Below are 21,779 nucleotides of genomic sequence, written 5' to 3'. Positions count from 1 at the left end.
CATTCTCGATCCTGCCCCGTCCGCAGCGATGAGTCGGCTGTCGGCAAGCTTCCAGCGAACATCTTTCATGTTTTGCAAACGCGAGCCAGGAGCACTTCACATGGTAACGTGGAAACCCGATCCAAGCTTTTATCCGTCACCGCGAATGGCCATGAAGGCCGCGCCGGAGACGCTTGCCTACGTCGTCGCCTTCGATCCGACGCGAGCGGTTCCTGACGAACTCGCAGTCGTCGATGTCGATCCCAAATCGGCCTCCTATGGTCAGATCGTCACATCTGTCGCGATGCCCAATGTCGGCGACGAATTGCATCATTTCGGCTGGAACGCCTGCTCGTCCTGCCTTTGCCCGAATGCGCCGCACCCGCATGCGGAGCGCCGCTATTTGGTCGTGCCGGGGCTCAGATCGTCGCGGATCCATATCATCGACACCAAACCCGATGGCCGCAGGCCATCGATCGTCAAGGTCATCGAACCCGGTGAAGTCGCCGAACGGGCCGGATACTCCAGGCCGCATACCATTCACTGCGGGCCGGAAGGGATCTATGTCGCAGCCCTTGGCAACGCCGAGGGCAAGGGACCGGGGGGCGTGTTCCTCATGGATCACGAGACATTCGATGTGCGCGGCCAGTGGGAAATGGATCGCGGACCGCAACAGCTTTCCTATGACCTCTGGTGGCACCTTGGCCATGATACGCTCGTCACCAGCGAATGGGGCACGCCGGATACCTTCGAAAACGGCCTGATCCCGGAAATCCTGCTTGGCGCGAAATACGGCCGCCGTCTGCATTTCTGGGATCTGCACAAGCGCAAGCACCTGCAGACGATTGATTTCGGTGACAAGTATCAGCTCGTCTTCGAACTCAGACCCGCACATGACCCCACGAAAGCCTATGGTTTTGTCAACTGTGTTCTCAGTCTTGAGGACCTCTCCTCCTCGATATGGGTCTGGCACCGTGACGGCACGAAGTGGGCGGTGACAAAGGTGATCGACATTCCGGCGGAGCCCGCCGATCCGGACCTGTTGCCGCCGATGCTCAAGGGTTTCAGTGCCGTGCCGCCACTCGTCACTGACATCGACCTTTCGATGGACGACAGATTTCTCTATGTGTCCTGCTGGGGAACCGGCGATCTGCATCAGTACGATGTCTCCGATCCCTTCAAGCCTAAACTGACAGGCAAGGTCCGGATCGGCGGTATCGTTTCGCGCGCTTCGCATCCAGGAGGAAAGAACGGCGCGCTGAACGGCGGCCCGCAGATGGTCGAGATCAGCCGCGACGGTCGCCGCGTCTATTTCACCAACTCGCTCTATGGCGCGATCGATGAGCAGTTCTATCCCGATGGCGTCTCTGGCTGGATGGTGAAGCTTGATGCGGAACCGGACGGCGGCATAGCCTTCGACGAGAAATTCTTCGTCGAATGGCCAAAGTCGCATCGCCCGCATCAGGTCCGCCTGCAGGGTGGAGATTGCTCGTCAGATTCCTATTGTTATCCGTAAGGAGCGAAGGACAGCCGGATGAGGCGCCCATGAACGAGTTCTGGCCCTGGATGCTGCTGGCGGGACTGGGTGCCTTTCATGGTCTCAACCCGGCGATGGGATGGCTGTTTGCCGTGGCGCTTGGCGTTCACCGGCAGAGTTCTGCTGCGGTGGTTCGGGCAGTGCCCGCTATCGCCCTCGGACACGCCGCGTCCATCGCCCTGGTGGCGGGAGCCCTGGTCGTGGCCGGTATTTTCGTGGACCAGGGTGCTGTGCGCATGGCTGCCGGAGGGGGTCTCGTAGCGTGGGCCGTCTGGCATCATTTCTTCGGACACGGGCGCCGCGTTCGCATCGGTATGCGCACGGGGCTTGCCGGCCTTGCGTTCTGGTCTTTCCTGATGGCGACGGCCCATGGCGCCGGCCTCATGATCCTGCCGGCGTTGATGCCCCTCTGTCTCGCGGAGTCGCCATTGCGAGAAGTCGGCGGTGATGGGTCCGCCGCGATGGCGATGGCGATCGCAGCGGTCGGTGTCCATACCCTTGCGATGTTGACCGCCACAAGTTTCGTTGCCCTGGCAGTCTATCGCTGGGTCGGGCTCGAGATATTGCGCAGCGCCTGGATCAACGTGGACCTCGTATGGACGCTGGTTCTGCTCGCCACCGGTGCCGTGCTGTTGATCATCTAGCGAAGGCGAACAGGATGCGGGTTGGGGATCACGTTTCTCCGCCTTGGTGTCCGCCGAGTGCAGCTGGACCTTCAATTCTTCATGTCGATGGAAGCTTGGTCCAGGGCTCTGTTGCTTGATTTTCGGTAACATTGCGCGACGGAATTTTGTGGCATTTGCCTATTCCGGACTTTCGGTTAGAGCAGCAACCGAACCCGTCTCGCGCCGGAAGGCAGCCGGGCTCTTCGATGTCCATTTGCGGAAGGCGCGATGAAAGGCGCTGGGTTCGGAGAAGCCGAGTTGCGCGGCGATCTCTCCGACGCTGCTGTTGCCATGGAGCAGCATTTCGACGGCAAGATCGCGACGGATCTCGTCCTTGATGCCGGCATAACTTTGTCCTTCGCCCTGCAAGCGGTGGCGCAGCGTCGATGGCGACATCCGCATCTGTACGGCAAGCTCACTGAAGCCGGACCAAGCCGAAGGCGCCGCTTGCCGCAGCCGCTTGCGCACGCTGGCAGCCAGACCGGCGTCGTACCGATAGCGCACGAGAATGTTGGCGGGAGCGCCGCGGAGAAATTGTTTCAAGGCTTGCTCGGTTCGAACGATCGGCAGCTTGAGCACGGCCCGGTCGAAGGCGAGGCGGCTGACAGGCTGGGAAAACTGGACGGGCGCTCCAAAGAACAGGCGATAGTCTGTTCCCTGCTGTGGCTCGGCGCAGCGGAAATCCACCATGCGGATCGGAATGCGGCGGCCGACCAGCCAGCAGGTGATGCCATGCAGCAGAATCCAGTAGGTCCGATAGGCAAAGGCCGAGCGGGCCTCGCCCTTGTCCGTCAGCACGATCTCGGCGAGCCCGTCGCGGATGACGAGTTCACCGCTCGGGTTTTCCAGCACCACGCCGAGGAAGCGCAAGGCCCGCCGTAGCGCCTGTTCCAGGGTCTCCGCATGCAGTACGCAATGACAAAGCAGCGTAAAGCTGCCGCTGCGCATTGGCCGTCCGCCCATGCCGAAGAATTCGTCATCGACTTCGGCCGCGATCGCCAACCAAAGCGCACCATAGGCTTCCGCGGAAATCGGCCTGTCGACCACCGGCGGCAGACCCAGCGATGCGAGCATCGGGGCGGTCGGCTTACCCTGCCGGCGCAAACAATCGAGGGCCTCTTCAACGAAGGAGGGCGAGATCATGCGCCGGTCTGCGTCTGCCATCGGTTCTTCTCCAATATGGCAAAACTGGCCGAAAAATGAAGGACAGTTCTGTCATCGCTTGCAATACCGCGTCAGCGTAGAGTCCTGCAAGATGGTGCTGTAAAAATGCAGGAGCCATCGACGAAACGCGGCAGGGGAGGGCTGCATGACGGATCGAAAATCAGCACCCGCACCTGTTCGAAACGGGAGCGGAATATCATGCTGATCCCCGGCAAGGTTTTTGTGGTTACAGGTGGTGGCTCTGGCTTGGGCGCGGCTGTTGCCCGCTTGCTGGTCGAGGCCGGTGCCAGCATCGTTATTGCCGACGTCAACCCTGAGGCCGGTGAGCAGATCAGTGCCGAACTGGGAGCAGCGAGCGCCCGTTTCGTGCGCACGGACGTGACCAGCGAAGAGGACGGCCTTGCCGCGGTCAACGCAGCGCTTGAGACCTTCGGTCATCTGCATGGCCTGGTAAACTGCGCAGGCATCGCGCCAGGCGAAAAGGTGCTGGGGCGCGACGGCCCGCATCGCCTGGAAAATTTCGCCCGCGCAGTCGGCATCAATCTCATCGGCACCTTCAACATGGTCCGTCTTGCCGCATCGGTCATCCAGAATGAGGAACCGGACAGCGAAGGTGAGCGGGGTGTCATCGTCAACACCGCTTCGATCGCGGCTTTCGACGGGCAGATCGGTCAGGCCGCCTACGCTGCGTCGAAGGGTGGGGTTGTCGGCATGACCCTGCCGATCGCCCGCGAACTCGCCCGCCACGGCATCCGCGTCGTTTCGATCGCGCCAGGCATTTTCGAAACACCGATGATGGCGGGCATGCCGCAGGAGGTTCAGGACGCGCTCGGCAAGAACGTGCCCTTTCCGCCGCGCCTCGGCCGACCCATCGAATTTGCAGCGCTGGTGCGCCATATCTGCGAAAATACAATGCTGAATGGCGAGGTGATCCGGCTGGACGGCGCCTTGCGCATGGGGCCGCGTTGAGGCTGGTCCCGGGAGGTTGAAATGACTGTGCATGATCCCATCGTCATCGTCGGTTCCGCCCGTACCGCAATGGGTGGATTTCAGGGCGACCTGAAGGATGCGACCGCTCCCCAACTCGGCGCAGCGGCTATCCGCGCCGCCTTGGAGCGCAGCCAAGTTTCCGCCGAGGCGGTGGAGGAAGTGGTTTTCGGCTGCGTCCTGCCGGCCGGCCAGGGACAGGCGCCGGCGAGACAGGCGGCAATCGGCGCGGGCCTGCCCTACGCGACGGGCGCGAGCACCGTCAACAAGATGTGCGGCTCCGGCATGAAGGCGGTGATGCTGGCGCATGACCTGATTGCCGCCGGCAGCGCGAACATCGCTGTTGCCGGCGGCATGGAAAGCATGAGCAATGCGCCCTATCTGCTTGATCGTGCCCGCGGTGGTTACCGGCTCGGCCATGGCCGCGTCATTGATCACATGTTCCTCGACGGGCTGGAGGATGCTTACGACAGGGGGCGGCTGATGGGCACGTTTGCCGAGGATTGCGCCGAGGCCTATCAGTTCACACGGCCCGCGCAGGACGATTTTGCCGTGACATCGCTGACCCGCGCGCAGAAGGCGGTCGAGGAGGGGCTTTTCGATGCCGAAATCACGCCGGTCACGGTGAGGGCGGGACGGGCGGAAAATGTCGTCGGCCGCGACGAACAGCCCGGCAAGGCAAGACTCGAAAAGATCCCGACCCTGAAGCCCGCATTCCGTGAAAACGGAACGGTGACGGCCGCCAATTCCTCTTCGATTTCCGACGGCGCGGCCGCCCTGGTGCTGATGCGCCGCTCTGAAGCGGACCGGAGGGGGCTCACGCCGCTTGCAACCATCGCCGGTCACGCGACCCACGCGCAGGCGCCCAATCTCTTCGCGACCGCTCCTATCGGTGCCCTGAACAAGCTCTCCGACCGGACAGGGTGGAACCTCAGGGATGTCGATTTGTTCGAGATAAACGAGGCATTCGCTGTCGTCGCCATGGCGGCAATGCGCGACCTCGACCTGCCGCATGACAAGGTCAACGTGCATGGCGGCGCCTGCGCGCTTGGTCATCCGATCGGCGCATCCGGCGCCCGCGTCATTGTCACGCTTTTGGCAGCACTCGAGCGCTATGGGTTGAGGCGCGGCATGGCCGCGCTCTGCATCGGCGGCGGCGAGGCGACAGCGATCGCCCTCGAGCGGCATTGATCGGGCTGGGGAGGAGACCGACAGATGATCCTGACTGAACAACAAATCCAGATTCGCGACATGGCCCGTGACTTTGCACGCGAGCGCCTGCTGCCGGGCGCCGCCGAGCGCGACGTCTCGCATGCGTTTCCGAAAGATGAATTGAAGGAAATGGGCGAACTTGGTTTTCTCGGCATGCTGGTGCCGGAAGCCTATGGCGGCTCGGAGACGGGCACTGTGGCCTACGCCGTCGCGCTGGAAGAGATCGCCGCCGGTGATGGCCCGTGCTCGACGATCATGAGTGTCCACAGTTCCGTTGGCTGCGTGCCTATCCTAAAATTCGGCACGGAGGAACAGAAGCAGCGCTTCCTGCCGAAACTGGCTTCCGGTGAATGGATCGGCGGTTTTGCGCTGACCGAACCGCAGGCCGGTTCAGATGCTTCCAATCTGCGCACCCGCGCCCGGCGTGACGGCGATCATTATGTGCTGGATGGCGCCAAGCAGTTCACGACGTCCGGCAAGAACGGGCACGTGATCATCGTCTTCGCCGTCACCGATCCCGATGCTGGAAAGAAGGGCATTACCGCCTTCATCGTACCGACCGATACGCCCGGCTACGAGGTCGTGCGGGTGGAGCATAAGCTCGGCCTTCATTCCTCCGATACCTGCCAGCTCGCCTTCACCGACATGCGCATTCCCGCGGATCTGCGCTTGGGTGCGGAAGGCGAAGGCTACAAGATCGCGCTCGCCAATCTGGAAGGCGGCCGCATCGGCATTGCGTCGCAATCGGTCGGCATGGCGCGCGCGGCCTTCGAGGCGGCACGCGACTATGCCCGCGAGCGCATTGCCTTCGGCAAGCCGATCGTCGAGCATCAGGCCGTCGCCTTCCGGCTTGCCGATATGGCGACGCAGATCGAGGTGGCGCGCCAAATGGTGCTGCATGCCGCCGAGCTGAAGGAAAGCGGAGTGCCCTGCCTGACGGAAGCCTCCATGGCAAAACTCTTCGCCTCGGAAATGGCAGAGAAGGTCTGCTCGGATGCGATCCAGATCCATGGCGGCTATGGATATATGTCGGATTATCCGGTCGAACGGATCTACCGCGATGCTCGTATCTGCCAGATCTATGAGGGAACAAGCGACGTGCAGCGCATCGTCATTGCACGTAATCTATGAGGGAGGAGGCCTCGTTTTCCGGGAGAGAGCAAGGAAAACGGGGTCCAAAAAGGAGGAAGAGTACGGCATGACCGAGTTCCCGCAATTGAGTCTGCATGTTCCGGAGCCGGCCGTCCGGCCTGGCGGTCAGCCGGATTTTTCCAACGTCAATATCGCCAAGGCAGGCGCGGTTCCGCGCCCGGAAGTTGACGCCGCGCCGGAATCGATCCGTGATCTGGCCTATTCGATCATTCGCGTCCTCAACCGTGACGGCGAAGCGGTAGGCCCTTGGGCAGGGCTGCTGTCGGATGAGGAATTGCTGACCGGCCTGCGCAACATGATGAAGCTGCGCGCCTTCGACGCCCGCATGCTGATGGCGCAGCGGCAGGGAAAAACGTCCTTCTACATGCAGCATCTCGGCGAGGAAGCCGTAAGCTGCGCCTTTCGCAAGGCGCTCAGGAAAGGCGACATGAACTTCCCGACCTATCGCCAGGCGGGCCTCCTGATCGCCGACGAGTATCCGATGGTCGAGATGATGAACCAGATCTTCTCGAACGAAAGTGATCCGTTGCGCGGCCGGCAGTTGCCGATCATGTACTCGTCGAAGGAGCACGGTTTCTTCACCATCTCCGGCAACCTCGCCACCCAGTATGTCCAGGCAGTCGGCTGGGCCATGGCGTCGGCCATCAAGAACGATACCAAGATCGCCGCCGCGTGGATCGGTGACGGTTCGACTGCGGAATCGGACTTTCATTCCGCGCTCGTCTTCGCCTCGACCTACAAGGCGCCGGTCATCCTCAACATCGTCAACAATCAGTGGGCGATCTCGACGTTCCAGGGCATTGCTCGCGGCGGTTCCGGAACCTTTGCCGCTCGCGGCCTTGGTTTTGGCATCCCGGCGCTGCGTGTCGATGGCAATGACTATCTCGCCGTTTATGCCGTGTCCCGTTGGGCGGCCGAGCGCGCCCGGCGCAATCTCGGGCCGACGCTGATCGAGTATGTCACCTATCGGGTCGGCGCGCATTCGACCTCCGACGACCCGAGTGCCTACCGCCCGAAAACCGAATCCGAGGCCTGGCCACTTGGAGATCCCGTCCTTCGTCTGAAGAAGCATCTGGTCGTGAAGGGTGTCTGGTCGGAGGAGCGTCATGTTCAAGCAGAGGCGGAGATCCTCGACGAGGTGATCCAGGCACAGAAACAGGCGGAGGCGCACGGCACGCTGCATGCTGGCGGAAAGCCCTCGGTGCGCGACATCTTCGAGGGGGTCTATGCCGAGATGCCCGCACATATTCGCCGCCAGCGGCAGAAGGCAGGGTACTGACATGGCCAGAATGACAATGATCGAGGCCGTGCGCAGCGCCATGGACGTGTCGATGGAGCGCGACGACAACGTGGTCGTCTTCGGCGAGGACGTCGGCTATTTCGGCGGCGTCTTCCGCTGCACGCAAGGGCTTCAGGCGAAATACGGCAAGACCCGCTGCTTCGATACGCCGATCAGCGAGAGCGGCATTGTCGGCACGGCAATTGGCATGGCGGCCTATGGCTTGAAACCCTGCGTCGAAATCCAGTTCGCCGACTATATGTACCCGGCCTACGACCAGATCACGCAGGAGGCCGCCCGCATCCGCTACCGCTCGAATGGCGATTTCACCTGCCCGATCGTCTTGCGCATGCCGACGGGCGGCGGCATATTCGGCGGACAGACGCACAGTCAGAGCCCCGAGGCGCTGTTTACCCATGTCTGCGGCCTGAAAGTCGTCGTCCCCTCGAATCCTTACGATGCCAAGGGATTGCTGATCGCGGCGATCGAGGACCCGGACCCGGTGATGTTCCTTGAACCCAAGCGCCTCTACAACGGCCCCTTCGACGGCCATCACGAAAAGCCGGTGACGCCATGGTCGAAACATGAACTGGGCGAGGTGCCGGAAGGCCACTACAGCATTCCGATCGGCAAGGCCGAGGTGCGGCGGCAGGGATCTGCGGTCACCGTCATCACCTATGGCACCATGGTCCATGTCGCACTGGCGGCTGCGGAAGAGATGGGGATCGACGCCGAGGTGATCGACCTGCGCAGCCTGTTGCCGCTCGATCTCGACACCATCATGCAATCGGTTACCAAGACCGGTCGCTGCGTCATGGTACACGAGGCGACCCTGACATCCGGCTTCGGTGCTGAGGTGGTGGCGCTGGTGCAGGAGCATTGCTTCTACCATCTGGAGGCGCCGGTCGTGCGCGTGACGGGTTGGGACACGCCTTATCCGCATGCGCAGGAATGGGACTATTTCCCCGGACCCGGCCGCGTCGGGCGCGCGCTCGCTGAAGTGATGGAGGCGTGACCATGGGTGAATTCACCATCAAGATGCCGGATGTCGGCGAAGGCGTCGCCGAAGCCGAGCTTGTCGAATGGCATGTGAAGCCGGGCGATCCCGTTCGCGAAGACATGGTGCTCGCCGCTGTCATGACCGACAAGGCGACGGTCGAGATTCCTTCACCGGTGACCGGCACTGTTCTGTGGCTCGGGGCAGAGATCGGCGACACGGTTGCCGTCAAGGCGCCGTTGGTGCGGATTGAAGTTGCCGGCGAGGGGGGCGAGTTGACCGCGACCGCGATGCCGGAGACGGTGACTATCGAGACCGTCGAAGAGCAATCCCCTGTCGCAAAGGTGGAGAGCCCGCCGCTTGAGAGCAAGAAAGCAATCCAGGCCGCGCCGGTCACACGGGGTGAGGTACAGACGCCTGCGGAAAAACCGCTCGCCTCGCCGGCCGTCCGCCTTCGCGCGCAGGAAAGCGGCATCGATCTGCGCCAGGTGCCGGGCACCGGGCCTGCCGGTCGCATCACCCATGACGACCTCGACCAGTTTCTTGCGCGTGGTACACAGTTGTCCGTCATGCCAGCGGGTCTTGCCAGGAAAACGGCCGTTGAGGAGATCAGGGTCACCGGCCTTCGCCGCCGCATCTCCGAGAAAATGGTGCTTGCCACCTCACGCATTCCTCACATCACCTACGTGGAGGAGATCGACGTCACGGATCTGGAGGACTTGCGGGCAACCATGAATGGCAGCCGCAAGTCGGACCAGACGAAGCTGACTATCCTGCCCTTCCTGATGCGGGCGCTGGTGAAGACGGTGGCCGAGCAACCGGGCGTCAATGCGACCTTCGACGACGATGCCGGCATCATCACCCGCCACGGTGCCGTGCACATCGGCATCGCCACCCAAACGCCCGCGGGCCTGACCGTCCCGGTCGTGCGTCATGCGGAAGCGCGCGGCATCTGGGATTGCGCCGCCGAGATGGTACGGCTTGCGGAGGCGGCGAGAACCGGCTCGGCCCTGCGTGAAGAGCTTTCCGGTTCGACGATCACTATTACCTCGCTCGGCGCAATGGGCGGTATCGCGACGACGCCCATAATCAACCATCCGGAAGTGGCGATTGTCGGCGTCAACAAGATCATGACGCGGCCCGTCTGGGATGGCAGCCAGTTCATTCCGCGCAAGATGATGAACCTTTCGTCGAGCTTCGATCACCGGGTGGTGGACGGCTGGGACGCGGCGACCTTCGTCCAGCGGCTCAAGGTCCTGCTCGAAACCCCCGCTCTGATTTTTATCGAAGGCTGATGCCCATGAAAGAGATCGTCTGCAAACTTCTCGTCATCGGCGCCGGGCCTGGTGGCTATATCTGCGCCATCCGCGCCGGGCAGCTTGGGGTTGATACCGTCATCGTCGAGGCCGTCAAGGCCGGCGGAACCTGCCTCAACATCGGCTGTATACCTTCCAAGGCGCTGATCCACGCGGCCGAGGAATTCGACAGGGTCATCCATATGGCCGGCGCGAAAAGCCCACTCGGGATCAGCATCGAAGCGCCGAAACTTGACCTTGCCCAGACAGTCGCCTGGAAAGACGGCATCGTCGGCCGGCTGAACAGCGGCGTGCTCGGATTGCTGCGCAAGGCCAAGGTGAAGATCGTGCATGGAAAGGCAACATTCCGGGACGGCAAGACCGTCGAGGTCGAGACGGAAACGGGAACGCAGGTCATCCGCGCCGAGACGGTGGTGATCGCAACCGGCTCCGAGCCGGTTGAACTGCCGTCGCTTCCCTTCGGCGGACCGGTGATATCCTCGACCGAGGCCTTGTCGCTGAAAGTCGTCCCGAAGAAGCTGATCATTGTCGGCGGCGGCTATATCGGGCTCGAACTCGGGACTGCTTTTGCCAAGATGGGCTCCGAAGTGACAGTGGTGGAGGCGACTCAGCAGCTCCTGCCGCAATATGATGCGGAACTGGTACGGCCCGTGACCAAGCGGCTGGGCGAGTTGGGCGTCCGGGTCTTGACCGGTGCCAAGGCCAAGGCGCTTTCGGACGGCGGCCTTGCACTTCTTATCGAAACTGCGGATGGCGAGGAGCAGCGGCTCCCGGCCGACAGGATCCTGGTGACCGTCGGGCGCAAGCCGCGCACCGAAGGCTGGGGATTGGAAGAGCTCGACCTTGACCGCACTGGCAAATTCCTGCGCATCGACGATCGCTGCCGGACGTCGATGCGCGGCGTCCATGCCATCGGCGATATCACCGGTGAACCGATGCTTGCGCATCGCGCCATGGCGCAGGGCGAGATGGTCGCCGAAATCGTCGCGGGAAAGAAGCGCGTGTGGGACAAGCGCTGCATCCCGGCCGTCTGCTTCACCGACCCTGAAATCGTAACCGCCGGTTTTTCGCCAGATGAGGCGAGGGCGCAAGGTTTTGAAATCCGGGTGGGGCTGTTCCCCCTTACCGCCAACGGCCGGGCGATGACAATGCTGTCCGAGGACGGGTTCGTGCGGGTCGTGGCACGTGCGGACACGAATCTTGTTCTCGGCGTGCAGGCGGTCGGTGCCGGCGTGTCGGAGCTGTCGAGCACCTTTGCGTTGGCGATCGAAATGGGCGCACGCCTGGAAGACATCGCCGCGACGATCCACGCGCATCCGACACGCAGCGAAGGCTTCCAGGAAGCCGCATTGAAAGCCCTTGGCCATGCCCTCCACATCTGAGCCCGTTTCTCTCGGCGCCGAGCCACAAACGCTGGTCGATCGCGATGGCGCGCTCGGTCGCATCCGGCTCAATCGCCCCAGGGCGCTGAATAGCCTGACGCTTGACATGGTGCGCGACATCGAAGCTGCCCTTGATCGGTTCGAGCACGATCCGGCCATTGCCGCTGTTCTCGTTACAGGCGAGGGCGAGCGTGGTCTTTGTGCCGGCGGCGATATCCGCGCCATCTATGACGCCGGAAAGGCCGGATCGGATTTGCCGGCAACCTTCTGGCGCGAGGAGTACCGTCTCAATGCCCGGATCGGCCGCTATCCCAAACCCTATGTGGTCGTGATGGACGGCATTGTCATGGGCGGCGGCGTCGGTATCTCCGTCTATGGCAGCCACCGCATCGTCACGGAGCGAACCCGTTTTGCCATGCCGGAAACCGGCATCGGCTTTTTCCCTGATATCGGCGCTTCCTGGTTTTTGACGCGCCAGAACAACGAACTCGGTACTTATATTGCGCTTGTTGGCGAGCCGCTTCGTGCGGCCGATGTCATCCTGACTGGCCTTGCAGATACGTTTGTTTCGTCTGATCGCCTGCCTGCGCTCGCGAAAGCATTGGCGGGTCTTGCGGCAGGCGCCTCCGGCGAGGAGATATCCGCGTCCATCCACGGCTTTTCGGCAGCGCCTCCCGCGGGCGTGCTCAAGGCGCATCAGCAGGCAATCGACCGCCTGTTTGCCTTTAAGACCGTGGAGGAAATTTTCGAGGCACTGCGCCGAGATGGAAGCCCCTTCGCCGAAAACGTTCTTGCCGTGCTTTCGGCAAAATCACCGCTCAGCCTTAAGGTCGCGCTCCGCCTGCTGAGGCTGGGACGGCAAACGACAAGCCTGGAAACCTGTCTCGAACGGGAATTCGCCGCGACCGCGGCGGTTCTGCGCAGCCACGATTTCTACGAAGGGGTGCGCGCCGCCGTTATCGACAAGGACCGCAATCCGCAATGGCATCCGGGCCGCCTCGGCGATGTGACCGAGGCCCAGGTCGCAGCCTATTTCCAGCCATCTGCCCATCCGCTTTTTGCAGAAACGTTTGAGGGAGGACCACGCACATGACATCCATCGGCTTTATCGGCCTCGGCCACATGGGTGGCCCGATGGCGTCCAATCTGGTCAAGGCAGGATACACGGTCAGGGGTTTTGACCTGTCGCAACCCCTGCTGGAACAGGCGCGTGAAAACGGCGTGATCCCGTGCGCGTCCCTTGCCGAAACCGTTGATGCCGTCGATACCGTGATCACCATGCTGCCGGCCGGCAAGCACGTGCTTTCGGTTTGGGAGGAACTGGTGGTATCGGTGCCCTCCGGCACGCTGCTCATCGACTGCTCGACCATCGATATCGACAGCGCCCGCAAGGCGCATGCCATGGCGACCGCGGAGAATTGTCCTTCTCTCGATGCTCCGGTTTCCGGCGGTACAGGCGGTGCTGCGGCGGCAACGCTGACCTTCATGATCGGTGGAGATCAGGACGTTTTCGCCAAGGCTCAACCAATATTCGCGGCAATGGGCAAACGCATCATTCACTGTGGTGGCGCGACGGCTGGCCAGGCGGCTAAGATCTGCAACAACATGATCCTGGGCGTCAGCATGATCGCCGTCGGTGAGGCCTTCGTGCTCGGCGAGAAGCTCGGCCTCACGCATCAGGCGCTCTTCGACGTGGCGTCCGTTTCATCGGGGCAGTGCTGGTCACTCACCACCTATTGCCCCGTGCCCGGTCCGGTTCCCACCTCACCGGCCAACAACGACTACCAGCCGGGTTTTGCCGGAGCGCTCATGCTGAAGGATCTGAAGCTTTCGCAGGAGGCGGCAGCAGCGACCGGAGCGACGACGCCGCTCGGCGCCAAGGCCGCAGAACTCTATCAACTGTTCAACGAACTCGGAAACGCCGACAAGGACTTTTCGGGTATCATCAATCTGTTGCGAGAAAAATCAGGCGCCGGAGCCGCGTAACAGGTCCAGCCTGCGGCCGCGAAAATTCAGGAGCAAGACAGTGGAAAAACCGATCATTATCGAACAACAGGACCGGGTCGTCATCGTCACGTTGAACCGGCCCGCGGCCCGCAATGCGCTGAATTCCGAGATCATGCACGCGCTGGCAGCCGAACTCGGGCCGCTTGACCGCGACCCGGGCGTCGGCTGTTTCGTGCTGAAGGGCTCGAACAAGGCTTTCGCCGCAGGCGCCGATATCAAGGAGATGGCGGATAAATCCTTCGCCGAAATGTTCGGCGAGGATTTCTTTGCAGCCTGGGATCGCTTTGCTTCTTTTCGGACGCCAAGGATCGCCGCGGTGTCGGGTTACGCGCTCGGCGGCGGTTGTGAACTCGCGATGATGTGCGACATCATCTTTGCCGCCGACACCGCCATGTTCGGCCAACCCGAGATCAAACTCGGCGTGATGCCCGGAATGGGTGGCTCGCAGCGGCTGACGAAACTCATCGGCAAGTCGAAGGCCATGGACATGATCCTGACGGGACGGATGATGGATGCGACGGAGGCCGAACGCTGCGGCCTCGTTGCGCGCGTCATTCCGGCCGAGACGTTGATGGACGAAACGCTTGCCGCCGCCCGCACCATCGCCGGTTACGGCAAGGCCGCAACCATGGCCGCGCGCGAGGCCGTAGATCGCGCACTCGAGAGCGGACTGCGGGAAGGCCTCCTTTTCGAGCGCCGGCTTTTTCACTCGCTCTTTGCAACCGTTGATCAGAAAGAGGGCATGGCGGCGTTCATCGAAAAGCGGGACCCGAAGTTTCAGGGAAAATAGACCCTACCCCCAAAACAGGCGGCGATATCAATGGGACCGGCGGGTCGGCTGTCTTTCAGCCGCCGCCGTTTTTATGTGTTTCCCAAGGCGGCAAGCAGCCCATCGTGCTGGCATCTTTCATCAGCGTTTCAACCGCACGTCGCATGCAGTCCAGAAGCGGACCAATCTGATACCGCATCAACCCATATGAAAATGAATTTCATAAAATAAAGTTTTCAGCGGATTTCGGTTGACGATGATGAAAATCTGCCTCAGTCTGAGAAAATAAATTACGACAATAAACGGGGAATACCAGAAGAATGAAAGTGGGCATCATCGGGCTCGGATTCCGTCTTGGCTATCTGGGCTATGTCTTCAAGGCTATGGACGAAAGCTTCGAGATCGCCGGTTATGTCGATCCGAACCCGGCCGGCTTGTCCAGTCTTTCGGAAAAAGGCATTTCCGCCGGCACCGCCTATGCGACCCCCGAAGAGCTGATCGCCAACGAAAAGCTCGATCTTCTGATGATCGGTTCGCCGAACCACATGCATCTCGATCATATTCGCATCGGGCTCGAAGCCGGCCTCAAGGTTTTCAGCGAAAAACCGATCGTTACGACCGTCGAGGAAAGCCTGGAACTTGCCCGGTTGATGGCCAGGTACGGGCATGAACGGCTGATGGTCGGTCTCGTGTTGCGCTATGCGCCGATGTACCGCGACCTGCGCGCCGCCCAAACTGCCGGAACCCTCGGTGAGGTCGTCTCGATCGAGGCGGCCGAGCACATCGAGCCCTATCACGGCGCCTTCTTCATGCGCGACTGGCGCCGCTACGAGCGCTATTCCGGCAGCTTCATGCTGGAAAAATGCTGCCACGACCTCGATCTCTACAATGGCATCGTCGGCGCGCGGCCGGAGCGCGTCGCCAGTTTCGGCGGGCGCAAGAGCTTCATCCCCGCCAACGACCCGGCCCGTGAAGGCATCAACGATCTCGAACTCTTCCATCGCAAGCCGAGCGGCTGGATGGGCTCCGACAAGGTTTTCGACAGCGATGGCGACATCATCGACTACCAGGTCGCGATCGTCGAATACGCCAACGGCGTCGGCATGAACTTCCACACCAACCTCAACGTCCCGGACCAGTTCCGCCGCTTCTGCATCATGGGCTCGCGTGGTATGGCCGAGGGCGATTTCATCCGCGGCTATTTCGATGTCCACGAGATGCTGACCGGCAAGAAGGTCATTGAAAACAAATATGCCGCGACGGAACTGTCGCAGCATTACGGCGCCGACGAACAGATGGCGGCCGACATCATCGGCCATGTCCGCGACGGCCGGGCATTGCCCGTTTCGACGATCGATGCGCTGGAAGCCGGTATTCTGGCGCTGTCGATGGACGAGGCGCGCCGCAAGCGCAGCGTCGTCGATCTCAGACCCATCTGGGATCGCTTCGACGAAGCGCTCCACGCCCGCGCGGCTTGAGGAGGAGAGGATGAGTGTTCAGCGCAGCACCGTCATCTTCGCCTGGATCCTGCTGCTGCCGGCCGTCCTGTATGTGACGGTGATTGTCGCCTATCCGCTGGTCGACACGTTCATCCTGTCCTTCACCGATGCCTCGCTGAAGAAAACGACCAACTGGGTTGGCTGGGTCAACTACGGCAAGATTTTTAATGCGACCTTCGCGGAGGTCATCATGCGCACCTTCGTGTGGACCTTCTTCTCCGTGTCGATCAAGATGATCATCGGCGTCTTCGGCGCCTCGATGCTCAACGCCGCCGTTCCCGGCCGCGCGCTGTTTCGCGTCCTGACCATGCCGCCATGGATCGTGCCCATGGCGATCGGCATCTTCATGTGGGGCTGGATGTATAACGGCCAGTTCGGCATGATCTCCGGCTTGCTGCAGCGTTTCGGCTTCGCAGATGGTCCGGTCGCCTTTCTCGCACAGGGTTCGACGGCATTCTGGGCAACGATCATCACCGACGTGTGGATCGGCGTGCCGCTGGTAACGCTCTACATGCTGGCCGCCATGCAGTCGATCCCGCAGGATCTCTATGAGGCTGCCTGGACAGACGGGGCGGGGCGTTTCTACCGGTTCCGCCGCATTACCTTGCCGCTGCTGATCCCTTCGCTGATCACCATGTCGATGCTGTCGCTCATCGCGACCTTTAATTCCTTCGACATTATCTGGATCCTGACCCGCGGCGGACCGAGCGGCGAGACCACGACGATGATCATCGACACCTACCACACGGCGATCGGATCGAAAAAATACGGGGAAGGCGCCGCCCGCGCTGTACTGATCTGCATCTTCCTGTCGATCTTCTGCCTCGCCTATTTCCGCGTCACCAGCCGTCTTTCCTCGGGAGACAACCGATGAGCACCCAGCCAGCCATGATCAACCGCTATCGCTGGTACGAACTGATCGGCATCTATGCGGGCATCCTGGCCTTTCTCACCTTTATCCTGGCGCCTTTCGTCGAGGGTTTCCTGGTTTCGCTGAAGCCGCTCAGCCAGCTCTTTTCATCTCCATATCGGTTCATTCCGCAAAATGGGTCTTTCGAAGCCTACCGGACGATGTGGGTGAGCGTTCCGGGCTTTGCGCGTTATATTTTCAACTCCTTTTTCATCTCGACCATTGTGACCGCCGTCGTTCTGATATTGGTCGTCCCGGCGGCTTACGCCTTTGCTCGCTTCAAGTTCAAGGGCTCAGGCCAATTGCTTGGAGCATTCCTTGCCGTCAATATGTTTTCCGGCGCGGTGCTGCTGATACCGCTTTTCCGGTTGATGCGTTCTTTCGGTGTATTGAACACCTATTTCGCCATCATCGTTCCCGGCGTCGCCTTCCTGATCCCGTCTGCCATCTGGCTTTTGCGCACCTACATGATGCGCATTCCGCGGGAGTTGGACGAGGCTGCTTTCGTCGATGGTGCGAGCCATTTCTATACGCTGCGCCGCGTCATCCTTCCGATCGCCATGCCGGGCATCACGGTGGTTGCGATTACCACCTTCATTGGCTCCTACGCTCAGCAGTTCATCTACGCGCTGACCTTCAATTCCAAGACGGAGTATGCGCCGCTGCCGGTTGGCCTGTTTGCCTATTTCGGACGGCAGGAAGTCATCTGGAACGAGTTGATGGCCGCAAGCTTCGTCGGCATCGCACCGGCCATGATCGTGATTTTCTTCCTTCAACGCTATCTCGTCAGCGGGCTGACCGCCGGCGCGGTGAAACAATAAACCGAACCACCAGAGAAAAATGGGAGCTAAAAACGTGACAATCCATTTCAAGACTGGGCTGTTTGCCCTTGCCTTGCTCGGCTCGACCGCACTCGGCGCCATGACTGCACAGGCTGCTGACCAGGAAATCAGCTGGATCTATTGCGGCGACAAGATCGATCCGATTCACGAAAAATACATCAAGGAATGGGAAGGCCAGAACGCCGGCTGGAAGATCGCGCCCGAGGTTGTCGGGTGGGAGCAGTGCCAGGACAAGGCGACGACGCTTGCCGTTGCCGGTACGCCGGTCGGCATGGCCTATGTCGGCTCGCGCACGCTGAAGGAGTTCGCGCAGAACGATCTGATCATCCCGGTCCCGATGACTGACGACGAGAAGAAGGCCTACTATCCGAACATCGTCGATACCGTCACCTTCGACGGCAACCAGTGGGGCGTGCCGATCGCCTTCTCGACCAAGGCTCTCTACTGGAACAAGGATCTGTTCAAGGCTGCTGGTCTCGACCCGGAAACCCCGCCGAAGACCTGGGCGGACGAGATCGCCTTTGCCAAGCAGATCAAGGAAAAGACCGGAACCGCTGGCTACGGCCTGCCGGCCAAAACGTTCGACAACACGATGCACCAGTTCATGCATTGGGTTTACACCAACAATGGCAAGGTGATCGATGGCGACAAGATCGTCATGGATAGCCCTGAAGTGCTGGCAGCGCTGCAGGCCTACAAGGACATTACGCCCTATTCCGTCGAAGGTGCCACCGCCTACGAACAGAACGAAATCCGCGCCATCTTCCTCGACGGCAAAGTCGGCATGATCCAGGCGGGCTCGGGTGCCGCTGCCCGCCTCAAGGATACCAAGATCAACTGGGGTGTCGCAGCCTTGCCGCTCGGCCCCTCCGCCAAGGGCGAAGGCACGCTTCTCATTACTGACAGCCTGGCGATCTTCAAGGGCACGGGCGTCGAGGAGAAGGCGGCTGAATTCGCCAAATACATCACCTCGACCGACATCCAGCACGAATACGAACTGCAGGGCGGCGCCGGCCTGACGCCCCTGCGTCCAGGTGCCCTTGTCGACGAATTCGTAGCCAAGGAGCCTTACTGGAAGCCGTTCATCGATGGCATCGCCTATGGCGGTCCAGAGCCGCTTTTCACCGACTACAAGGGCTTCCAGAACGTGATCATCGAAATGGTCCAGTCCGTCGTAACAGGCAAGGCAGAGCCGGCCGACGCGCTGAAGAAGGCAGCTGCCGATATCGAGCAGTACAAGTAAGACCATCGGACCGCGAACCCTTGAGGTTCGCGGTCCACTCCTCTTCTGCTATGAAAGGGTCGCTTCTCGACGGCGGCCGGAGACAGTTTCTTGGGACAGCTCAATCTCAACACGGTTCAGAAATTCTACGGTACGTTCGAGGTGCTGAAAGGCATTAACCTCGAGGTCCGCAACGGCGAGTTCGTCGTTTTCGTCGGACCGTCCGGCTGCGGCAAGTCGACCTTGCTCCGGATGATCGCCGGTCTCGACGAGACCAGTTCCGGTGACATCCTGATCGACGGCAAGCGGGTCAACGACCTGCCGCCGGTCAAGCGCGGCATCGCCATGGTGTTTCAGTCCTATGCGCTCTATCCGCATATGACGGTGTTCGAGAATATTGCCTTCCCGCTGCGTGTCGAAAAGATGCAGGAGGACAAGCTCAAGGCCAAGGTGGAGAACGCCGCTCGCATCCTTCACCTCGACCAACGGCTCCAGCAGAAGCCGGGATTGCTCTCGGGCGGCCAGCGCCAGCGTGTGGCGATCGGCCGGGCGATCGTGCGCGAGCCGAAGATCTTCCTTTTCGATGAGCCGCTGTCCAACCTCGACGCGGCGCTGCGCGCCGACATGCGCATCGAACTGGCGAAACTCCACCGGCAATTGAAGGCGACGATGATCTACGTCACGCACGACCAGGTCGAGGCGATGACGATGGCGGACCGGATCGTCGTCCTCAATGCCGGGGAGATCGCCCAGACCGGAGCGCCGCTTGCGCTCTATCACAAACCTGCAAACACCTTCGTTGCCGGCTTCATCGGCAACCCGAAGATGAACATGCTGCCGGTCGTCTGCAGATCCGTGGGAGCCGGCGGCGTCGAGATCGAATATCAGGGGCAGTCGACGACGATCCCCGTCGAGGGGCGGGCCGGCCTCGTCGGACAGCCATTGACGCTCGGCATACGCCCGGAACACATCCAGTTCGGTGCGGCCGACCTCGTCATGACAATTGCGCCTTCGGTGATCGAGCGCCTCGGTGCCCACACCGTTGCCTATGCCGCGCTCAATGGCGAAGGCGAGAACTTCTGCGCCATGCTGCCCGGCAGCGCCGCGATCCGGACGGAGGAGACGGTTCCGGTCGGCATCAACGCCGCCGACTGCCACCTCTTCGATGCCGACGGCATCGCGCTTGAGCGCCGGGTCGAACTCACCGATGTCGACATGGGGCTTTTAAAGGCAGGCGCGGTCTGAGTGGCTGCGCCGATCGCGATCGATCAAGCAGCTTTGAAGGGCGCGTCAACGGCGCCCTTTTCCATATATGTGGAAGCAACCGGATAACGCCCCAGTGCAGGGCCAACACTTGGCACCGCCGCCCTAAACCATCGGTTCAAGCCGCGCCCTGGTCCATCCCATGCGGATTGTCCACCATCGGCCAGATGTCACGCGGCGCCCGGCGATAGGCCGTGCGGGTCGGGTTGTTCGGATAGGGCGTCCCTGCCGAGCAATAGAGGATTTCCGAGGCGATCGGGGCGAAGGATGCGTAGAAATGGTTGGTCGATTTGATGACCAGTATTTTCCGCGATGTCGGCTCGATCCCCATCACCGAAAACAGGCTCGGGTCGAAGCTCTGTGCCCGCGTCGAGTTCAGGATGATGTCTATGCCGTTGAGCTGGATATGCGCCGCATCACCGAAGGGCGCATAGCTTTCGCCGAAACGCATCTCGGCATTGCGCACGAGCCGGACGACCTTGACGACGCCGTCGATCGGATTGCCGGTGCCCGGCGCCGATTTCGCGCCGAAGCGCAACTGGATCTCGGCGCCTTCGCCGGCCGCCATGCAAATCTGTACCGCCATCGGATCCCAGATCGTGCCGACCGCCGTGTCCTTTGCGCCCTGCGCCAGCAATTCCGCCAGCAGCACCGTCGCATCGCCGGCCGTCCCGCCGCCCGGATTGTCCCAGGTGTCGGCGATCACCACCGGTCCGCTTGCCGCGGCAAGAGCGCGGGAAACCGCTGCTCTCTCGTCGATCTGCGGCATGATGAACGTCCCGCGCTTGGCGAAAAGCTCAAGGCCAAGCTCGCGGGCGAGCACGGCGCCTTTTTCCGGCTTACCGTCGGTGAGCACGACCATTTTCGTGCCCATTTCCGGCACGTCGCCAGCCATGAAACCATGCACGACGGAGATCGACAGAATATCCGCATCCGCGATTTCCATCCGCATGATCTTGTCGACGAAGGAACGCATCGGCTCACGTGATGTCGGATAGACGTCGATCATGCGGCAGTCGAACACCGACATCACCGGCTTGACGCGGCCGGCGAGCGTATTGAGCGCGATGCACCACAGGTCCTCGGCGCGATCGACGAAGTCGGTATGCGGGAATTCCTTGAAATAGACGAAGAAATTCGCGGCCGCCAGGCGCTTCGCTGTCAGATGGCTGTGCGGGTCGAGCTCGGCGCAAACCAGGATATCCGGTCCGACGATATCGCGCACGTGGGCGAGGAAATCGCCTTCGGTATCCTCGTAGCCGTCGGCGACCATGGCGCCGTGAAGACCAAGCACGACAGCGTCGACCGGAAGAGCTGCGCGCAACTGATTGAGAATCTCGTCGCGCAGGCCCTCGTAGGTCAGGCGATTGACAAGGCCGGCCGGGTCTGCCCAGGCGGCCGTTCCTTCGATCAGTTCGAAACCCCGCTCAGTGGCAAGCCGGCGGCCGACGGTGATCGGCGCCGAGCAGAGCGTCGGCGTTTCGGGATGCTCGCCCGGTGGTGCGTAAAGCGAGGCCTCGAAGGCGCGGCGATCGACGCAGATCGGCGAGAAGGTGTTTGTTTCGGTTGCCAGGGCGGCGGTAAATATGCGCAATGC

General features: G+C 61.5%; 19 protein-coding genes. 17 read left to right on the top strand and 2 right to left on the bottom strand.

Annotation, left to right across the window (positions count from 1 at the left end):
• The first annotated feature begins 100 nt into the window (after positions 1-100).
• Both WI754_RS30060 and WI754_RS30055 read left to right on the top strand, forming a co-directional pair.
• Positions 101-1,495: a selenium-binding family protein gene (locus WI754_RS30060; protein WP_341486331.1), complete on the top strand. Its 1,395-nt coding sequence runs from the start codon at positions 101-103 to the stop codon at positions 1,493-1,495.
• Between the two features lie 29 nt (positions 1,496-1,524).
• Entirely contained in the window at positions 1,525-2,160 is a 636-nt protein-coding gene (locus WI754_RS30055) for a hypothetical protein (protein WP_341486330.1), read from the top strand.
• A gap of 159 nt (positions 2,161-2,319) precedes the next feature.
• Here the strand turns inward: WI754_RS30055 and WI754_RS30050 are convergent, their stop codons facing one another.
• Positions 2,320-3,345, bottom strand: coding sequence for an AraC family transcriptional regulator (locus WI754_RS30050; RefSeq protein WP_341486329.1), 1,026 nt, complete (start codon positions 3,343-3,345; stop codon positions 2,320-2,322).
• Between the two features lie 198 nt (positions 3,346-3,543).
• Here WI754_RS30050 and WI754_RS30045 point away from each other — a divergent pair, with 198 nt between their 5' ends.
• The 15 genes from WI754_RS30045 to ugpC all read left to right on the top strand — a co-directional run bounded on the left by WI754_RS30045 (position 3,544) and on the right by ugpC (position 20,164).
• A complete protein-coding gene (locus WI754_RS30045; RefSeq protein ID WP_341486610.1) occupies positions 3,544-4,314 on the top strand; it encodes a 3-hydroxyacyl-CoA dehydrogenase in 771 nt (256 codons plus the stop codon).
• Between the two features lie 21 nt (positions 4,315-4,335).
• A complete protein-coding gene (locus WI754_RS30040; protein WP_341486328.1) occupies positions 4,336-5,523 on the top strand; it encodes an acetyl-CoA C-acyltransferase in 1,188 nt (395 codons plus the stop codon).
• Positions 5,524-5,547: 24 nt separating this feature from the next.
• Positions 5,548-6,675, top strand: a complete 1,128-nt coding sequence (locus tag WI754_RS30035; protein WP_341486327.1) for an acyl-CoA dehydrogenase family protein — start codon at positions 5,548-5,550, stop codon at positions 6,673-6,675.
• A 67-nt stretch (positions 6,676-6,742) separates the two neighbouring features.
• The gene (locus WI754_RS30030) at positions 6,743-7,975 is read left to right on the top strand and encodes a 3-methyl-2-oxobutanoate dehydrogenase (2-methylpropanoyl-transferring) subunit alpha (RefSeq protein ID WP_341486326.1); all 1,233 of its coding nucleotides are present in this window, start codon (positions 6,743-6,745) and stop codon (positions 7,973-7,975) included.
• Between the two features lies 1 nt (position 7,976).
• Positions 7,977-8,990: an alpha-ketoacid dehydrogenase subunit beta gene (locus WI754_RS30025; RefSeq protein WP_341486325.1), complete on the top strand. Its 1,014-nt coding sequence runs from the start codon at positions 7,977-7,979 to the stop codon at positions 8,988-8,990.
• Positions 8,991-8,992: 2 nt separating this feature from the next.
• On the top strand, positions 8,993-10,267 hold the full coding sequence (locus WI754_RS30020; protein WP_341486324.1) for a dihydrolipoamide acetyltransferase family protein: 1,275 nt from the start codon (positions 8,993-8,995) through the stop codon (positions 10,265-10,267).
• A 5-nt stretch (positions 10,268-10,272) separates the two neighbouring features.
• Positions 10,273-11,670 (top strand): dihydrolipoyl dehydrogenase, encoded by a 1,398-nt coding sequence (gene lpdA / locus WI754_RS30015; RefSeq protein ID WP_341486323.1) that lies wholly within the window; start codon positions 10,273-10,275, stop codon positions 11,668-11,670.
• Positions 11,654-12,763 carry an enoyl-CoA hydratase/isomerase family protein gene (locus WI754_RS30010; RefSeq protein ID WP_341486322.1) on the top strand — a complete coding sequence of 370 codons (1,110 nt, stop codon included), beginning with the start codon at positions 11,654-11,656 and terminating at the stop codon, positions 12,761-12,763. The genes lpdA and WI754_RS30010 overlap by 17 nt, the downstream gene beginning before the upstream one ends.
• Positions 12,760-13,656, top strand: a complete 897-nt coding sequence (gene mmsB, locus WI754_RS30005; protein ID WP_341486321.1) for a 3-hydroxyisobutyrate dehydrogenase — start codon at positions 12,760-12,762, stop codon at positions 13,654-13,656. Before WI754_RS30010 ends, mmsB begins: the two co-directional genes overlap by 4 nt.
• A 40-nt stretch (positions 13,657-13,696) precedes the next feature.
• Positions 13,697-14,467: an enoyl-CoA hydratase gene (locus tag WI754_RS30000; protein ID WP_341486320.1), complete on the top strand. Its 771-nt coding sequence runs from the start codon at positions 13,697-13,699 to the stop codon at positions 14,465-14,467.
• 299 nt (positions 14,468-14,766) lie between these two features.
• On the top strand, positions 14,767-15,924 hold the full coding sequence (locus WI754_RS29995) for a Gfo/Idh/MocA family oxidoreductase (RefSeq protein WP_341486319.1): 1,158 nt from the start codon (positions 14,767-14,769) through the stop codon (positions 15,922-15,924).
• 10 nt (positions 15,925-15,934) lie between these two features.
• Positions 15,935-16,819: a sugar ABC transporter permease gene (locus WI754_RS29990; protein WP_341486318.1), complete on the top strand. Its 885-nt coding sequence runs from the start codon at positions 15,935-15,937 to the stop codon at positions 16,817-16,819.
• A complete protein-coding gene (locus WI754_RS29985; RefSeq protein WP_341486317.1) occupies positions 16,816-17,676 on the top strand; it encodes a carbohydrate ABC transporter permease in 861 nt (286 codons plus the stop codon). Before WI754_RS29990 ends, WI754_RS29985 begins: the two co-directional genes overlap by 4 nt.
• A 100-nt stretch (positions 17,677-17,776) precedes the next feature.
• Entirely contained in the window at positions 17,777-18,940 is a 1,164-nt protein-coding gene (locus WI754_RS29980; RefSeq protein ID WP_341486609.1) for an extracellular solute-binding protein, read from the top strand.
• 90 nt (positions 18,941-19,030) lie between these two features.
• Complete coding sequence (gene ugpC / locus WI754_RS29975) at positions 19,031-20,164, top strand: sn-glycerol-3-phosphate ABC transporter ATP-binding protein UgpC (protein WP_341486316.1); 1,134 nt, start codon at positions 19,031-19,033, stop codon at positions 20,162-20,164.
• Positions 20,165-20,300: 136 nt separating this feature from the next.
• On the opposite strand, the gene WI754_RS29970 is transcribed toward ugpC, so the two are convergent.
• On the bottom strand, positions 20,301-21,776 hold the full coding sequence (locus tag WI754_RS29970; protein ID WP_341486315.1) for a M81 family metallopeptidase: 1,476 nt from the start codon (positions 21,774-21,776) through the stop codon (positions 20,301-20,303).
• Positions 21,777-21,779: the final 3 nt, after the last annotated feature.

The organism is Pararhizobium sp. A13, assembly GCF_040126305.1.
Lineage (GTDB): Bacteria > Pseudomonadota > Alphaproteobacteria > Rhizobiales > Rhizobiaceae > Pararhizobium.
The sequence above is the reverse complement of the archived record's forward strand: the minus strand, read 5'-3'. Positions and strand labels throughout refer to the sequence as shown.

Coding starts and splice junctions, on each gene's coding strand:
- WI754_RS30060 (WP_341486331.1), top strand. CDS start 101: ATGGTAACGTGGAAACCCGATCCAAGCTTTTATCCGTCACCGCGAATG.
- WI754_RS30055 (WP_341486330.1), top strand. CDS start 1,525: ATGAACGAGTTCTGGCCCTGGATGCTGCTGGCGGGACTGGGTGCCTTT.
- WI754_RS30050 (WP_341486329.1), bottom strand. CDS start 3,345: ATGGCAGACGCAGACCGGCGCATGATCTCGCCCTCCTTCGTTGAAGAG.
- WI754_RS30045 (WP_341486610.1), top strand. CDS start 3,544: ATGCTGATCCCCGGCAAGGTTTTTGTGGTTACAGGTGGTGGCTCTGGC.
- WI754_RS30040 (WP_341486328.1), top strand. CDS start 4,336: ATGACTGTGCATGATCCCATCGTCATCGTCGGTTCCGCCCGTACCGCA.
- WI754_RS30035 (WP_341486327.1), top strand. CDS start 5,548: ATGATCCTGACTGAACAACAAATCCAGATTCGCGACATGGCCCGTGAC.
- WI754_RS30030 (WP_341486326.1), top strand. CDS start 6,743: ATGACCGAGTTCCCGCAATTGAGTCTGCATGTTCCGGAGCCGGCCGTC.
- WI754_RS30025 (WP_341486325.1), top strand. CDS start 7,977: ATGGCCAGAATGACAATGATCGAGGCCGTGCGCAGCGCCATGGACGTG.
- WI754_RS30020 (WP_341486324.1), top strand. CDS start 8,993: ATGGGTGAATTCACCATCAAGATGCCGGATGTCGGCGAAGGCGTCGCC.
- lpdA (WP_341486323.1), top strand. CDS start 10,273: ATGAAAGAGATCGTCTGCAAACTTCTCGTCATCGGCGCCGGGCCTGGT.
- WI754_RS30010 (WP_341486322.1), top strand. CDS start 11,654: ATGCCCTCCACATCTGAGCCCGTTTCTCTCGGCGCCGAGCCACAAACG.
- mmsB (WP_341486321.1), top strand. CDS start 12,760: ATGACATCCATCGGCTTTATCGGCCTCGGCCACATGGGTGGCCCGATG.
- WI754_RS29995 (WP_341486319.1), top strand. CDS start 14,767: ATGAAAGTGGGCATCATCGGGCTCGGATTCCGTCTTGGCTATCTGGGC.
- WI754_RS29990 (WP_341486318.1), top strand. CDS start 15,935: ATGAGTGTTCAGCGCAGCACCGTCATCTTCGCCTGGATCCTGCTGCTG.
- WI754_RS29985 (WP_341486317.1), top strand. CDS start 16,816: ATGAGCACCCAGCCAGCCATGATCAACCGCTATCGCTGGTACGAACTG.
- WI754_RS29980 (WP_341486609.1), top strand. CDS start 17,777: ATGACTGCACAGGCTGCTGACCAGGAAATCAGCTGGATCTATTGCGGC.